General features: G+C 55.5%; 9 protein-coding genes. 7 read left to right on the top strand and 2 right to left on the bottom strand.

All coding sequences use genetic code 11. From position 1 onward, the window contains the following. Positions 1-10: 10 nt before the first annotated feature. Both gudD and AC2CGP_RS17160 read left to right on the top strand, forming a co-directional pair. Complete coding sequence (gene gudD / locus AC2CGP_RS17155) at positions 11-1,351, top strand: glucarate dehydratase (RefSeq protein WP_020078056.1); 1,341 nt, start codon at positions 11-13, stop codon at positions 1,349-1,351. A 66-nt stretch (positions 1,352-1,417) separates the two neighbouring features. Beyond that, entirely contained in the window at positions 1,418-2,557 is a 1,140-nt protein-coding gene (locus AC2CGP_RS17160; RefSeq protein WP_015703309.1) for a glycerate kinase, read from the top strand. A gap of 149 nt (positions 2,558-2,706) precedes the next feature. On the opposite strand, the gene barA is transcribed toward AC2CGP_RS17160, so the two are convergent. Next, positions 2,707-5,457, bottom strand: coding sequence for a two-component sensor histidine kinase BarA (gene barA, locus AC2CGP_RS17165; protein ID WP_032715723.1), 2,751 nt, complete (start codon positions 5,455-5,457; stop codon positions 2,707-2,709). A gap of 110 nt (positions 5,458-5,567) precedes the next feature. Here barA and rlmD point away from each other — a divergent pair, with 110 nt between their 5' ends. The 5 genes from rlmD to eno all read left to right on the top strand — a co-directional run bounded on the left by rlmD (position 5,568) and on the right by eno (position 13,398). Then, a complete protein-coding gene (gene rlmD, locus AC2CGP_RS17170; protein WP_020078058.1) occupies positions 5,568-6,872 on the top strand; it encodes a 23S rRNA (uracil(1939)-C(5))-methyltransferase RlmD in 1,305 nt (434 codons plus the stop codon). A 128-nt stretch (positions 6,873-7,000) separates the two neighbouring features. Beyond that, a complete protein-coding gene (gene relA / locus AC2CGP_RS17175; RefSeq protein WP_015369965.1) occupies positions 7,001-9,238 on the top strand; it encodes a GTP diphosphokinase in 2,238 nt (745 codons plus the stop codon). 71 nt (positions 9,239-9,309) lie between these two features. Continuing rightward, positions 9,310-10,101: a nucleoside triphosphate pyrophosphohydrolase gene (mazG, locus tag AC2CGP_RS17180; RefSeq protein WP_015703306.1), complete on the top strand. Its 792-nt coding sequence runs from the start codon at positions 9,310-9,312 to the stop codon at positions 10,099-10,101. 279 nt (positions 10,102-10,380) lie between these two features. Then, positions 10,381-12,018 carry a glutamine hydrolyzing CTP synthase gene (gene pyrG, locus AC2CGP_RS17185; protein ID WP_015703305.1) on the top strand — a complete coding sequence of 546 codons (1,638 nt, stop codon included), beginning with the start codon at positions 10,381-10,383 and terminating at the stop codon, positions 12,016-12,018. An 81-nt stretch (positions 12,019-12,099) separates the two neighbouring features. Beyond that, the gene (gene eno / locus AC2CGP_RS17190; protein WP_015369968.1) at positions 12,100-13,398 is read left to right on the top strand and encodes a phosphopyruvate hydratase; all 1,299 of its coding nucleotides are present in this window, start codon (positions 12,100-12,102) and stop codon (positions 13,396-13,398) included. A gap of 67 nt (positions 13,399-13,465) precedes the next feature. Here the strand turns inward: eno and AC2CGP_RS17195 are convergent, their stop codons facing one another. Then, on the bottom strand, positions 13,466-14,575 hold the full coding sequence (locus AC2CGP_RS17195; protein ID WP_015369969.1) for an SDR family oxidoreductase: 1,110 nt from the start codon (positions 14,573-14,575) through the stop codon (positions 13,466-13,468). Positions 14,576-14,902 lie beyond the last annotated feature (327 nt).

Raw genomic sequence — 14,902 nt, forward strand, 5'->3', positions numbered from 1 at the left:
GGATTACGCTATGACTACATCATCTTCAACGCCAATTGTGACCGCTATGCAGGTTATCCCGGTCGCCGGGCATGACAGCATGCTGATGAACCTGAGCGGCGCGCACGCGCCGTACTTCACCCGTAATATCGTTATCATCAAAGATAACTCCGGGCACACGGGCGTTGGCGAAATCCCCGGCGGCGAAAAGATCCGCCAGACCCTGGAAGACGCCGCGCCGTTGGTGGTGGGTAAAACGCTGGGCGAGTACAAAAATGTGCTGAGCGCCGTGCGTAACCAGTTTGCCGACCGCGATGCCGGCGGCCGCGGCCTGCAAACCTTCGATCTGCGCACTACCATTCACGTGGTGACCGGGATTGAAGCGGCGCTGCTGGATCTGCTGGGCCAGCATCTGGGCGTGAACGTTGCTTCTCTGCTTGGCGACGGCCAGCAGCGGAGCGAAGTCGAAATGCTGGGCTACCTGTTCTTTGTCGGTAACCGCCACGCGACGCCGCTGGCTTATCAAAGCCAGCCGGATGAACAGTGCGACTGGTATCGTATTCGTCATGAAGAGGCGATGACGCCGGAGGCGGTGGTTCGCCTGGCGGAGGCCGCTTACGAAAAATATGGCTTCAATGACTTTAAACTGAAGGGCGGGGTGTTGGCCGGTTTTGAAGAAGCCGAAGCGATTAGCGCGCTGGCGAAGCGTTTCCCTGATGCGCGCGTGACCCTCGACCCGAACGGCGCCTGGCTGCTGGATGAAGCCATCCAGATAGGTAAACAGCTGAAAGGCGTGCTGGCCTATGCGGAAGATCCTTGCGGCGCTGAACAAGGTTTCTCCGGCCGCGAAGTGATGGCCGAATTCCGTCGGGCGACCGGGCTGCCGACCGCGACCAACATGATCGCCACCGACTGGCGGCAGATGGGCCATACGCTGTCGCTACAATCGGTGGATATTCCGCTGGCGGACCCGCACTTCTGGACCATGCAAGGGTCGGTACGCGTGGCGCAGATGTGTCATGAATTCGGCCTGACCTGGGGTTCGCACTCCAATAATCACTTCGACGTGTCGCTGGCGATGTTTACCCATGTTGCCGCGGCGGCGCCGGGTAAAATTACCGCTATCGATACCCACTGGATCTGGCAGGAGGGCAACCAGCGTCTGACCAAACAGCCGTTTGAAATCAAAGGCGGTATGGTGCAGGTGCCGGCGACGCCGGGTCTGGGCGTTGAGCTGGATATGGACCGCGTGATGCAGGCTAATGAGCTATATAAGAAACATGGCCTGGGCGCGCGTGATGATGCCATGGCGATGCAATATTTAATCCCGAACTGGACCTTTGATAACAAACGTCCTTGCATGGTTCGCTAAGATAACGCCGACCCTGTAAGGGTCGGCAACTGCCGGTCGCCGGGGTTATTCATATTAAGGACACTTATGAAGATAGTGATCGCGCCGGATTCTTACAAAGAGAGCCTGAGTGCGCTGGACGTCGCCACCGCGATAGAAACGGGGTTCCGCGAAATTTATCCCCATGCGGAGTACGTTAAAGTCCCGGTTGCCGACGGCGGCGAGGGTACCGTTGAGGCGATGGTGGCCGCGACCCAAGGGCATATCGTACAGGTCAGCGTTACCGGGCCGCTTGGCGAGCCGGTCAACGCCTTTTACGGCCTCTCCGGCGATATGCGCTGCGCCTATATCGAAATGGCGGCAGCCAGCGGACTGGAAAGCGTGCCGCCCACGCGACGTAATCCGCTACTGACTACCTCCTGGGGAACCGGCGAGCTGATTCGTCACGCGTTGGATGCAGGGGTTTCGCAGATTATTATTGGCATCGGCGGCAGCGCGACCAATGACGGCGGCGCCGGTATGGCACAGGCGTTGGGAGCGAAACTGCTGAGCGCCGGCCAACAGCAAATTGCGCCGGGCGGCGGCGCGCTGGAGACGCTGGCGCGGATCGATCTTAGCGAACTGGATCCAAGATTGGCGGATTGCCGGATTGATGTCGCCTGCGACGTTACCAATCCGTTAACCGGCCCGCAGGGCGCAAGCGCGGTGTTTGGCCCGCAAAAAGGGGCGACGGCGGCGATGATTGAGCGTCTTGACCGCGGCCTGCAACACTTTGCGCAGATTATCGACCGCGATTTGGATATTGACGTGCTGAGCCTGGAAGGGGGAGGGGCGGCGGGTGGTATGGGGGCGGCGTTGTATGCGTTTTGCGGCGCCAACCTACGTCCGGGAATTGAGATTGTGACCGATGCGCTGGGGTTGGCGGATTTAGTGGCTGATGCCGATTTAGTAATTACCGGCGAAGGTCGCATCGACAGCCAGACCATTCACGGCAAGGTACCGGTGGGGGTGGCGAAGGTTGCGAAACGCTTCAACGTGCCGGTGATTGGGATTGCCGGCAGCCTGACCGCCGATGTTGGCGTCGTGCATCAGCATGGCCTCGATGCCGTCTTTAGCGTGCTCTATTCCGTCTGTACCCTGGACGAGGCGCTGGCTAACGCCGCCGCCAACGTGCGGATGACGGCACGTAACGTGGCGGCGGTATTAGAGATGGGCGGTAAGCGGTAACCTGCCCGGGGCAGTGGTATTGGTAGCCCGGATAAGGTGCGTAGCGCCTTATCCGGGAACCCTCCCCGGTGGCGCTTACGCTTACCGGGGCTACCAACCGAGTACCGGATCGTAGCCCGGATAAGACGCGCAGCGCCGCTATCCGGGGTTTACACTCCCATCTTGCACGCTTCGCGGGCGACGTTATCCATCTCGTCTAACAGTTCCAGCAGTTCCGGCTCCAGCTCTTCCGGCGCGGTACCTGCGCGCAACTGGCTTTCAAGGGTATGGCACAGTTTTTTCAGCCGCGGTACGCCGCTATAGCTGCAGCTGCCGTGCAATTTATGAATTAAATCCAGCAACCCTTCCGGCGTTTCGCCAACCAGCTGTTCTTCAACTTTATTGCGCACCTCCGGCATAAAGGCGAGGAGCATTTGCAGCATCTCCCGCGCGAGGTCTGGTTTCATGGCAGCCTGACGCAGCGCCAGCTGCCAGTTGAGAGTGACGTTATGATCGATAACCGGCTCCACCGGTTCGGCGATTTGCGGCGCGGCGACGTGCATGCCGGGCTGATAGCGCAACAGCAGGGTGCTAAGCTTATCTTCTTCAATCGGCTTCGCCAGATAATCGTTCATCCCGGCGGCCAGCAGTTTCTCGCGCTGCCCCTCAAGGGCGTGAGCGGTTACCGCGATCACCGGGGTCTGCTGCTGATGCGGGAGATGGCGGATCAATTCACAGGCGCGAATGCCGTCCATATCCGGCATTTGAATATCCATCAGAATGAGATCCAACTGCGACTGTTTGGCCTGCTCTACGGCATCCTGGCCGCTATCGCACAGAATGACATGCTGCACCAGATCGTCCAGCAGCGCGCCAATAAGCTTGAGGTTGGCCGGGTTATCATCTACCGCCATTACCGTCATCGCCAGTTTATCACTATCGATATAGGGCTGTGGCACCGGCGGCTGCGCGCGGCAAGAGGCCATCAGCACCGGGAAAAGCCGCGTGGAGGTCAATGGTTTAAGCAGGCAGGCGGTAACACCGTTTCTTTTCAGCTCTTCGGCGCTAACCTGCGCGTGGCAAGGCAGCCCCAGCACCAGGGTATCGGAAAGTGAGCAAGCGCGGACCAGTTTTTCCCGCTGGTTGCTGAGATCGCGCATCGACACCGGAATACCGGCCAGTAAAATATCGTAGTGCGCATCCGGCAGCGCTGACAGCGTCGGGCTGTAGACCACTTCCAGCGGTGTGGTTGCCAGCAGTTCCATCGTGCTTTGCGCAGCGGTGGTATTGGCTTCAATGTAGGCCAGCTTCTTGCCCGCCAGGCAATGGGTATCGAAACCGTCGGTAATAGCGTTCGGATTCAGGTCAAGGCTGATATGGAACCAGAAGGTGGAACCGCGGTTCGGCTGACTATGGAATGAGATATCGCCGCCCATCTCTTTGACCAGCCGCTGGGTGATAACCAGCCCCAGGCCGGTGCCGCCGTGGCGGCGTGAGATACTGGCATCGGCCTGACGGAAGGCCTGGAACAACCGCGACTGATCGCGCTCCGGAATGCCGATGCCGGTATCATGAATCTGTACTTCGATTTGTACTCGCGAATTGCTCATCGCCCGCTGTTCAACCAGCACATCAATGTTGCCGTGCTCGGTGAATTTAATCGCGTTACCCACCAGATTGGTGATCACCTGCTGCAGGCGCAGCGGATCGCCAATCACATTATCCGGGACATCGTTTTTAATGTTGAGGGTGAGCTCAAGGCCTTTATCGTGCGCCGAATGTGCCAGCAAGGTCACCACTTCATCCAGGGTATTACGCAGCAGGAAAGGAATGCTTTCCAGAATCAGCTTGCCCGCTTCGAGCTTGGAGAAATCCAGCACGTCATTGATGATGGCCAGCAGATTATTCGCCGAACGTTCGATGGTGGTCAGGTGGTCGCGCTGGGTAGCGTTGAGATCGGTTTTCAAGGTCAGGCGGGTAAAGCCAATCACGCCGTTAAGCGGAGTTCGTAGCTCGTGCGACATATTGGCAAGGAACTCGGACTTGATGCGCGCGGCCTCCTGGGCGCGCTTTTTCGCCAGATCCAGCTCGACGTTCTGAATCTCCATCTGCTCCAGCGTTTCGCGCAGATCCGAGGTCGCCTGATCGACATTGTGCTGCATCTCCTCGTGGTAGGCCGCCAGCGACATCGCCATCGAGTTAATGCCGTTTTTCAGCATATCCAACTCGCCGAGCATAAAACCTTCAACGCGGCTATCCAACTGGCCGCGGCGGATGCGGTCAACGGTGTTGACCATATTACGAATCGGTCCGGTCACGTCGCGCATCAGGCGCCAGCCGAAAATCAGCGCAATGCCGATACAAAACAGCATCATGACGCTTGAGATAAATATCTCTTTGTACTGCTGCAGGCGCACAGATTTAAGGTCGAGCTCCAGCGCCACATAGCCGAGCATATTGTCCGGCATTTTAGCATCGCTTTCCGGCGACTCATCGGGCAGATAGCTTTCTGACACAATAGGCGTGCGCAGCACCATGATGTCGCCGTGGCGGGTGACGCTCAGTCGGCGAGGGAAGGGCGCGCCGCGCGGGAGCTGTATTTCCCGCGGATCGAGCTGGAAGTTAGAGGTAACGAACAGCCGGTTTTTAGCATCATAAATAGAAATAGCCCGCACGATATCGGAATGGCGGCGGTGAAGTACGCTGATAAGTTGGCCGATCGCCTCGCGATTTTGCAAATTCATGCCGTACTCACTGGATACCGCCAGCGGTTCGATAATACTGGCGCCGGCATCTTCCAACTGCCGCTGCAGGTCGTTATAGCGGTGGGCAACGAAGAAAATACTGAGCAGCAAACCAATCAAAACGGTCGGCGCCAGAATAAGAATCATCATGCGAGCACGTAGGCTGTAGTTGGTCATGCGGTTCCATTATGGGAGAATATACATATCAACCTTCAGACGGCTTCTGCATTGGTAGCCCGAATGATTTCATGTATAGAGTCAGTATATTTTTGAGATAATCCTCTACGATGGCGCAATTCTACTCTGCAAAACGGCGTGTGACGACGCGCCAGATCATAACCGTGACGGTAAATGACCTTGATCCCTTTGGCCAGGGCGTAGCCCGTCATCAGGGTAAGGCGCTGTTTGTCCCCGGCCTGTTGCCGCAAGAGCAGGCGGAAGTCGTGCTGGTAGAGGATAAAAAACAGTATGCCCGCGCTCAGGTTAAACGCCGCCTCAACGACAGTCCACAGCGCGTTGCGCCGCGCTGCCCGCATTTCGGCGTCTGCGGCGGATGTCAGCAGCAACATGCGAGCATTGAACTACAGCAGCAAAGCAAGCGCGCCGCGCTCTCCCGCCTGATGAAACGTGACGTTGACGACATTATAGCCGCTGAACCCTGGGGCTACCGGCGTCGGGCGCGTTTGAGCTTGAATTATCAGCCAAAGACCCAACAACTGCAGATGGGTTTTCGCAAGGCCAACTCCAGCGAAATCATCGATGTGGTGCAGTGCCCCGTTTTGGTGCCCCAACTTGAGGCGTTGTTACCCGCGGTGCGCGAGTGTTTAACCAGCCTACAATCACAACGTCAACTTGGCCACGTTGAACTGGTGCAGGCGGACAATGGCCCGTTGATGGTTTTACGCCATACCGCCGCGCTGACGGCGGCGGATAAAGAAAAACTGGAACGTTTTTCGCAAACTCACGGTCTATCCCTGTACCTCGCGCCGCAAAGCGAGATACTTGAACATATTCGCGGCGATGAACCATGGTACACGTCAGACGGACTACGCTTAGTGTTCAGTCCGCGCGATTTTATCCAGGTCAACGATGGCGTAAACCAGAAAATGGTGCGTACGGCGCTGGCCTGGTTAGATATTCAGCCGCAGGACCGCGTTCTGGATCTGTTTTGCGGTATGGGCAATTTCACCCTGCCGCTGGCCAAAGTGGCGGCGAGCGTGGTGGGCGTCGAAGGCGTACCCGCGCTGGTGGCAAAGGGGCGGGAAAATGCCGCCCTCAATGAATTGCAGAACGTGACTTTCTTTCATGAAAACCTGGAAGAAGATGTTACCCGGCAGGCCTGGGCGAAGCATGGCTTTGATAAAATTCTACTCGACCCGGCAAGAGCCGGGGCGCCGGGCGTGATGGCGCATATTATCAAGCTGGCACCGCGGCGGATGGTCTATGTTTCATGTAACCCGGCGACGCTGGCGCGCGATAGCGAAGCGTTGCTTCAGGCGGGATATCGCATTCAACGTCTGGCGATGCTGGACATGTTCCCGCACACCGGGCACCTGGAATCGATAGTATTGTTTGAGCGCGAGCTTACATAAAATTGTTCAGCCCGCATCGAGGCGACAGTGAAGATGCCTGATGGCGGTGTGGACTGAAGGATGAAGTATGACGGGTATAAAATACGGCTTGCTGACTTCGGTAGGCTGAGTCCCTTAAGGAGAGGACAATGGTTGCGGTAAGAAGTGCACATCTTAATAAAGCTGGTGAGTTTGACCCGAAGAAATGGATCGCGAGTCTGGGGATTTCCAGCCAGCAGTCGTGTGAGCGCTTAGCCGAGACCTGGGATTATTGTCGCGTAACAACGCAGGGACACCCGCAGGCGGATCTCCTGCTTTGGCGCGGCGTGGAGATGGTAGAAATTCTCTCCATGCTCAATATGGATATCGATACCTTGCGGGCCGCTTTACTGTTTCCGCTGGCGGACGGCAACGTCGTCAGCGAAGAGGTCCTGCAAGAGAGCGTCGGCAAATCCGTCGTTACCCTGATTCACGGCGTGCGTGATATGGCGGCGATTCGCCAGCTTAAAGCCACGCACACCGACACCGTCTCCTCAGAACAGGTCGACAATATTCGCCGCATGCTGCTGGCGATGGTCGATGATTTCCGCTGCGTGGTTATCAAGCTTGCGGAACGTATCGCTCACCTGCGCGAGGTAAAAGATGAACCCGAAGATGAGCGCGTACTGGCAGCAAAAGAGTGTACCAACATCTATGCGCCGCTGGCGAACCGCTTAGGCATCGGTCAACTGAAGTGGGAACTGGAAGACTACTGCTTCCGTTACCTGCATCCAGCCGAATATAAGCGTATTGCTAAGTTGCTGCACGAACGCCGTATCGACCGCGAACATTACATCGATGAGTTCGTCGGCCACCTGCGTTCAGAAATGAAAAATGAAGGCGTGAAGGCTGAGGTATACGGGCGTCCGAAGCATATCTATAGCATCTGGCGCAAAATGCAGAAGAAGCATCTCGCTTTTGATGAGCTGTTTGATGTGCGCGCGGTACGTATCGTCGCTGAACGTTTGCAGGATTGCTACGCGGCGCTGGGGATCGTGCATACCCACTATCGTCATCTGCCTGACGAATTTGATGATTACGTCGCCAACCCGAAACCGAACGGCTACCAGTCTATTCACACCGTGGTGCTTGGGCCGGGCGGGAAAACGGTTGAGATCCAAATTCGCACCAAACAGATGCATGAAGACGCCGAGCTCGGCGTGGCGGCGCACTGGAAGTATAAAGAGGGTGCCAGCGCCGGGGCGAGCGGCGGTCGCGGCCATGAAGACCGTATCGCCTGGCTGCGTAAGCTGATCGCCTGGCAGGAAGAGATGGCCGATTCCGGCGAAATGCTCGACGAAGTGCGCAGCCAGGTCTTCGATGACCGGGTCTACGTGTTTACGCCGAAGGGCGACGTGGTTGATCTGCCGGCGGGCTCAACTCCGCTCGACTTTGCCTACCATATCCATAGCGATGTCGGGCACCGCTGCATCGGCGCCAAAATTGGCGGGCGCATTGTGCCGTTCACCTATCAGCTGCAGATGGGCGATCAGATTGAGATAATCACCCAGAAGCAGCCGAACCCAAGCCGCGACTGGCTGAACCCGAACCTTGGCTACGTGACTACCAGCCGTGGACGCTCCAAAATTCACGCCTGGTTCCGTAAACAGGATCGCGATAAAAACATTCTCGCCGGGCGGCAGATCCTTGACGATGAGCTCGAGCATCTGGGCATCAGCCTGAAGGATGCCGAGAAACATCTGCTGCCGCGCTACAACTTTAATGAACTGGATGAACTGCTGGCGGCTATCGGCGGCGGCGATATTCGCCTTAACCAGATGGTCAACTTCCTGCAGGCGCAGTTCAACAAACCGAGCGCCGCCGAGCAGGATGCCGCCGCGCTGAAGCAACTGCAGCAAAAAACCTACACCCCGCAGAACCGGAGCAAAGATAATGGCCGGGTGGTGGTTGAGGGCGTCGGCAATCTGATGCATCACATTGCCCGCTGCTGCCAGCCGATCCCCGGCGACGAAATCGTCGGCTTTATCACCCAGGGGCGCGGGATTTCAGTACACCGCGCCGACTGCGATCAGCTGGCTGAGCTGCAGTCTCACGCGCCGGAACGCATCGTTGATGCGGTATGGGGCGAGAGCTATTCGGCGGGATATTCGCTGGTGGTGCGCGTGGTCGCCAACGACCGCAGCGGCCTGCTGCGCGACATTACCACTATTCTTGCCAACGAGAAGGTGAACGTGCTGGGGGTGGCCAGCCGCAGCGATACGAAACAGCAGCTGGCGACCATCGATATGACCATTGAAATCTACAACCTGCAGGTGTTGGGTCGGGTGCTCGGCAAGCTGAACCAGGTGCCGGATGTGATCGACGCGCGTCGTCTGCACGGCGGTTAATTCGTCTGTAGGCCGGATAAGGCATAAATGCCTTATCCGGCCTACTATTTTTAAATTTCCAGGATTGTTACATGACTCAAATTGACCGCCTGCTCGGCATCATGCGCCGCCTGCGCGACCCGGAAAACGGCTGCCCGTGGGATAAAGAACAGACCTTTGCCACTATCGCCCCTTACACCCTTGAAGAGACCTATGAAGTGCTGGACGCCATTGCGCGCGAAGATTTTGACGATCTGCGCGGCGAGCTTGGCGATCTGCTGTTCCAGGTGGTGTTCTATGCGCAGATGGCGCAGGAAGAAGGGCGTTTTGATTTCAACGATATCTGCGCCGCCATCAGCGACAAACTGGAACGTCGTCATCCGCATATCTTTGGCGATGCTTCGGCCGGGAACAGTGCGGAAGTGCTGGCGCGCTGGGAGCAGATTAAGAGCGCGGAACGAGCGGAAAAGGCGCAACACTCGGCGCTGGATGATATTCCGCATAGCCTGCCGGCGCTGATGCGCGCGCATAAAATTCAGCGTCGCTGCTCGGCGGTGGGCTTTGACTGGACCTCGCTTGGCCCGGTGCTCGATAAAGTGCATGAAGAGATAGATGAAGTCATGCATGAAGCGCAGCAGGCGGTGGTTGATGAAGCTAAACTTGAGGAAGAAGTGGGCGATTTGCTGTTCGCCACGGTGAATTTGTCCCGTCATTTAGGGGTTAAAGCCGAGGTCGCATTGCAGAAAGCGAACCTTAAATTTGAGCGCCGCTTCCGCGAAGTTGAGAGGATTGTCGCCGCCAGAGGTCTGGAAATGACCGGCGTTGACCTCGAAACCATGGAAGAAGTGTGGCAGGAAGTAAAACGCCAGGAAACTGATCTCTAACGAGTTTTCGTGATCAAGCGCTATTTGTGTGATTTTATAAATAACAAGCGCTTGATTTACGTCAAAAACATTTCGCCAAAAGCGGCTATTTTCTCATTCCGTTATGTTGTTGAAACACCATGTAGCCTGCCTCTTCGAGTTGTTCGAGTCGCAACGCAGGTGCGGCTGGTAGAAAGAAGAGGAGGGGAGAATGAAAGTTTGTGGCGTCACGCATGTTCGGGTATACTACTTTCCCGTCCTGGTTATTCCATCGTTTTACCCTAACTTCTCAGGTTCAGCATGACAACGAACTATATTTTTGTGACCGGCGGGGTCGTATCCTCTCTGGGTAAAGGCATTGCCGCAGCTTCCCTGGCAGCCATTCTTGAAGCCCGTGGGCTCAATGTAACTATCATGAAACTGGATCCGTACATCAACGTCGATCCGGGCACCATGAGCCCAATCCAGCACGGGGAAGTGTTCGTTACTGAAGACGGCGCTGAAACCGATCTGGACCTGGGCCACTACGAGCGTTTCATCCGCACCAAGATGACTCGCCGCAACAACTTCACCACCGGTCGAATCTACTCCGACGTTCTGCGTAAAGAGCGCCGTGGCGACTACCTGGGCGCAACCGTACAGGTTATCCCGCACATCACCAACGCCATCAAAGAGCGCGTACTGGCTGGCGGCGAAGGCCATGACGTGGTGCTGGTTGAAATCGGCGGTACCGTAGGCGATATCGAATCCCTGCCGTTCCTCGAAGCTATTCGCCAGATGGCGGTAGAAATCGGCCGTGAGCATACTCTGTTCATGCACTTGACCCTGGTGCCATACATGGCGGCGGCGGGTGAAGTCAAAACTAAACCGACTCAGCACTCTGTTAAAGAGCTGCTCTCCATCGGTATCCAGCCAGATATCCTGATTTGCCGCTCCGATCGCGCGGTTCCGGCCAACGAACGTGCAAAAATTGCATTGTTCTGTAACGTCCCGGAAAAGGCTGTGATTTCTCTGAAAGACGTCGATTCCATTTATAAAATTCCAGGCCTGTTGAAATCTCAGGGGCTGGACGATTATATTTGTAAACGATTCAGCTTAACTTGTCCGGAAGCAAACCTGGCCGAATGGGAACAGGTAATCTATGAAGAAGCTAACCCGGCAGGCGAAGTCACCATTGGTATGGTTGGTAAGTACATTGAACTGCCGGATGCCTACAAATCGGTGATTGAAGCGCTGAAACACGGTGGTCTGAAAAACCGCGTGACCGTCAACATCAAGCTTATCGATTCGCAGGATGTTGAAACGCGCGGCGTCGAAATCCTCAAAGATTTGGACGCGATCCTCATCCCGGGCGGCTTCGGCTACCGCGGCGTTGAAGGTAAGATCGCCACCGCGCGCTATGCGCGTGAGAACAATATTCCATATCTGGGCATCTGCCTGGGTATGCAGGTTGCGCTGATTGAGTTCGCGCGCAACGTAGCGGGCATGGAAAACGCCAACTCTACGGAATTTGTGCCAGACTGTAAGTACCCGGTGGTGGCGCTGATTACCGAATGGCGTGACGAAGAAGGCAACGTTGAAGTTCGTTCCGAGAAGAGCGACCTCGGCGGCACCATGCGCCTTGGCGCGCAGCAGTGCCAGCTGGGTGATGATTCTCTGGTCCGTCAGCTGTACGGCGAGCCGACTATCACCGAGCGCCATCGTCACCGCTACGAAGTCAACAACATGTTGTTGAAACCGATTGAAGCTGCCGGCCTGCGCGTTGCGGGCCGTTCCGGGGATGATCAGTTGGTCGAGATCATCGAAGTGCCGAACCATCCGTGGTTTGTGGCCTGCCAGTTCCACCCGGAATTTACTTCGACGCCGCGTGACGGCCACCCGCTGTTTGCAGGCTTTGTGAAAGCCGCGAGCGAGTACCAGAAGCGTCAGGCGAAGTAAAAAGAGTTAGAACGGCAATGCACCCAATTGGGTGCATTGTTTGTCTGGAGTTTTAGTTTAACTTGTACTGAGGAAAACCTAATGTCCAAAATCGTTAAAGTCATCGGTCGTGAAATCATCGACTCCCGTGGTAACCCGACTGTTGAAGCCGAAGTACACCTGGAAGGTGGTTTCGTCGGTATGGCAGCTGCTCCGTCAGGTGCTTCTACTGGTTCCCGCGAAGCGCTGGAACTGCGCGATGGCGACAAATCCCGTTTCCTGGGTAAAGGCGTAACCAAAGCTGTTGCTGCGGTAAACGGCCCGATCGCTCAGGCAGTCCTGGGTAAAGATGCTAAAGATCAAGCTGGCATCGATAAGATCATGATCGACCTGGACGGTACTGAAAACAAATCCAACTTCGGTGCGAACGCAATCCTGGCGGTATCCCTGGCGAACGCCAAAGCAGCTGCTGCTTCTAAAGGCCAGCCGCTGTTCGAACACATTGCTGAACTGAACGGCACTCCGGGCAAATACTCTATGCCGGTTCCGATGATGAACATCATCAACGGTGGTGAGCACGCTGACAACAATGTCGACATCCAGGAATTCATGATTCAGCCGGTTGGCGCGCCGACTCTGAAAGAAGCCGTACGCATGGGTTCTGAAGTGTTCCATCACCTGGCGAAAGTTCTGAAATCCAAAGGTATGAACACTGCAGTTGGTGACGAAGGCGGCTACGCGCCGAACCTGGGTTCCAACGCCGAAGCGCTGGCTGTTATCGCTGAAGCGGTTAAAGCAGCAGGCTACGAACTGGGCAAAGACATCACTCTGGCGATGGACTGCGCAGCTTCTGAATTCTACAAAGACGGTAAATACGTTCTGGCTGGCGAAGGCAACAAAGCATTCACCTCTGAAGAGTTCACCCACTTCCTGGAAGAGCTGACCAAACAGTACCCGATCGTCTCCATCGAAGATGGTCTGGACGAGTCTGACTGGGACGGTTTCGCATACCAGACCAAAGTACTGGGCGACAAAATCCAGCTGGTTGGTGACGATCTGTTCGTAACCAACACCAAGATCCTGAAAGAAGGCATCGAAAAAGGCATCGCTAACTCCATCCTGATCAAATTCAACCAGATCGGTTCTCTGACCGAAACTCTGGCTGCAATCAAGATGGCGAAAGACGCTGGCTACACCGCTGTCATCTCTCACCGTTCTGGCGAAACTGAAGACGCTACCATCGCTGACCTGGCTGTTGGTACCGCTGCAGGCCAGATCAAAACTGGTTCTATGAGCCGTTCTGACCGCGTTGCTAAATACAACCAGCTGATTCGCATCGAAGAAGCGCTGGGTGAAAAAGCGCCGTACAACGGTCGTAAAGAGATCAAAGGCCAGGCTTAATCCTGACTTTTTGTGAAATAAAAATGCCAGTCTGCGGACTGGCATTTTTTTTACCTGCGCATTGTGTTTACTTAAAATCGACGGCCATCTGCTGCGGGATAGAGAGCCCGCGGGTGGTTTGTACGCAGCGGTCGATATAATCGGTGAAACGCGGCGGTTTAGGCATGCCCATGCTCAGCAGCTTATCATTGCTGAAGCGGACGTTCAGCGTCGCGAAGGCGCCATACAGGCGCATCGCTTTGAGCATCAGGCGCTCGTTGCACGGGCCAAAAATATCTTTCAACTCACGGCGCATTTTAACCAGCGTCTCGTAGCTGACCTGCGCGTATCGGTCGCCTACCGGAGCCTGCTCCAGCGCTGAGGCCATTGCGCGATCGATTTCCGCAAATTTCACGCTGTTTTCTTCTCCGGCGGAGATATGCACGACTTCACCACGCGCCAACGGACGTTGTAATAACATCAACAGCGCGTCGGCGCAGTAGTCGACCGGGATCACGTCAACACGGTCTTCCAGGGAGCAGAGGAATTTTTGCAGCATCAGCCCCATGCTGAACACCCAAAAAATGCTGCTTGAGGGCTGGCAACCGTGATGAGTATGGCCAACGACGATAGAAGGGCGGGCGATGGCTAAAGGTAACGTCGGACATTGCTCCTGCATCAGACGCTCAATCGTCGATTTGGAATGGGTATACTCCACCAAATGCTCGGCGTGTTCGCGGAATTCAGCGCTTTCAGCGACCAGTGAATCTGGCTCCGGGGTACAGGACATCGCGGTCCCGACGTGCAGAAAACGTTGTAGTCCAGCTACGCGGGACATCCGTTGGGCAAATTTGAACGTTCCTTCGACATTCACCTTCCAGATGAGTGGGTTATTACCAAATGAGGCGACGGCGGCGCTGTTGATCACGTGAGTGACCTGCTCCAGGCGCGGGTCGCTCAGGAACGTCTCCGGTGATGACAAATCGCCGAGCAGGATCTGCCGGGGGGTTAATGCGGCCAGCTTCTCCTCTGCAATATTGAATTTACGCAGGTTTTCCTTCACCCGGGCCAGAGCCGCTTCATCGTTATTGGCTCGCACCAGGAGCAGTAGATTAATCCCGTTTTCATTATTGAGGATATTCTCTAATACCGCGCCGCCCAGAAATCCGGTAACGCCTGTAATTAATAATGTATTCATGAATGCAGTCTCTCATGGTTGGTCGACTGGATTCTAGGCGCGGAAAATTAAACGGAGATTAAATAAAAACAGGCGGCAACAAGCGCTTTCTTAAGCTTATTTTAAGCTATGGAAATCAAGTGAATTGAATTTGACCCTGAGCGAAGTTAAAAGATTCATTGTTTCATGTATCGGTTTGTACATCATTGATTAATAATTTCTTTTTTTTGCTTTGGACAGCGATGAATAATGTCATTACGATCATCAAAGACATTCTTTGTTACATCTTTACCCGCGCGCAGATACATCTGAAGAAAGTAATAAATAATCCAATTCAATGACCAAGTG

The sequence above is a fragment of the Klebsiella sp. SYXHC3 genome (assembly GCF_057196925.1).

Coding starts and splice junctions, on each gene's coding strand:
- gudD (WP_020078056.1), top strand. CDS start 11: ATGACTACATCATCTTCAACGCCAATTGTGACCGCTATGCAGGTTATC.
- AC2CGP_RS17160 (WP_015703309.1), top strand. CDS start 1,418: ATGAAGATAGTGATCGCGCCGGATTCTTACAAAGAGAGCCTGAGTGCG.
- barA (WP_032715723.1), bottom strand. CDS start 5,457: ATGACCAACTACAGCCTACGTGCTCGCATGATGATTCTTATTCTGGCG.
- rlmD (WP_020078058.1), top strand. CDS start 5,568: ATGGCGCAATTCTACTCTGCAAAACGGCGTGTGACGACGCGCCAGATC.
- relA (WP_015369965.1), top strand. CDS start 7,001: ATGGTTGCGGTAAGAAGTGCACATCTTAATAAAGCTGGTGAGTTTGAC.
- mazG (WP_015703306.1), top strand. CDS start 9,310: ATGACTCAAATTGACCGCCTGCTCGGCATCATGCGCCGCCTGCGCGAC.
- pyrG (WP_015703305.1), top strand. CDS start 10,381: ATGACAACGAACTATATTTTTGTGACCGGCGGGGTCGTATCCTCTCTG.
- eno (WP_015369968.1), top strand. CDS start 12,100: ATGTCCAAAATCGTTAAAGTCATCGGTCGTGAAATCATCGACTCCCGT.
- AC2CGP_RS17195 (WP_015369969.1), bottom strand. CDS start 14,575: ATGAATACATTATTAATTACAGGCGTTACCGGATTTCTGGGCGGCGCG.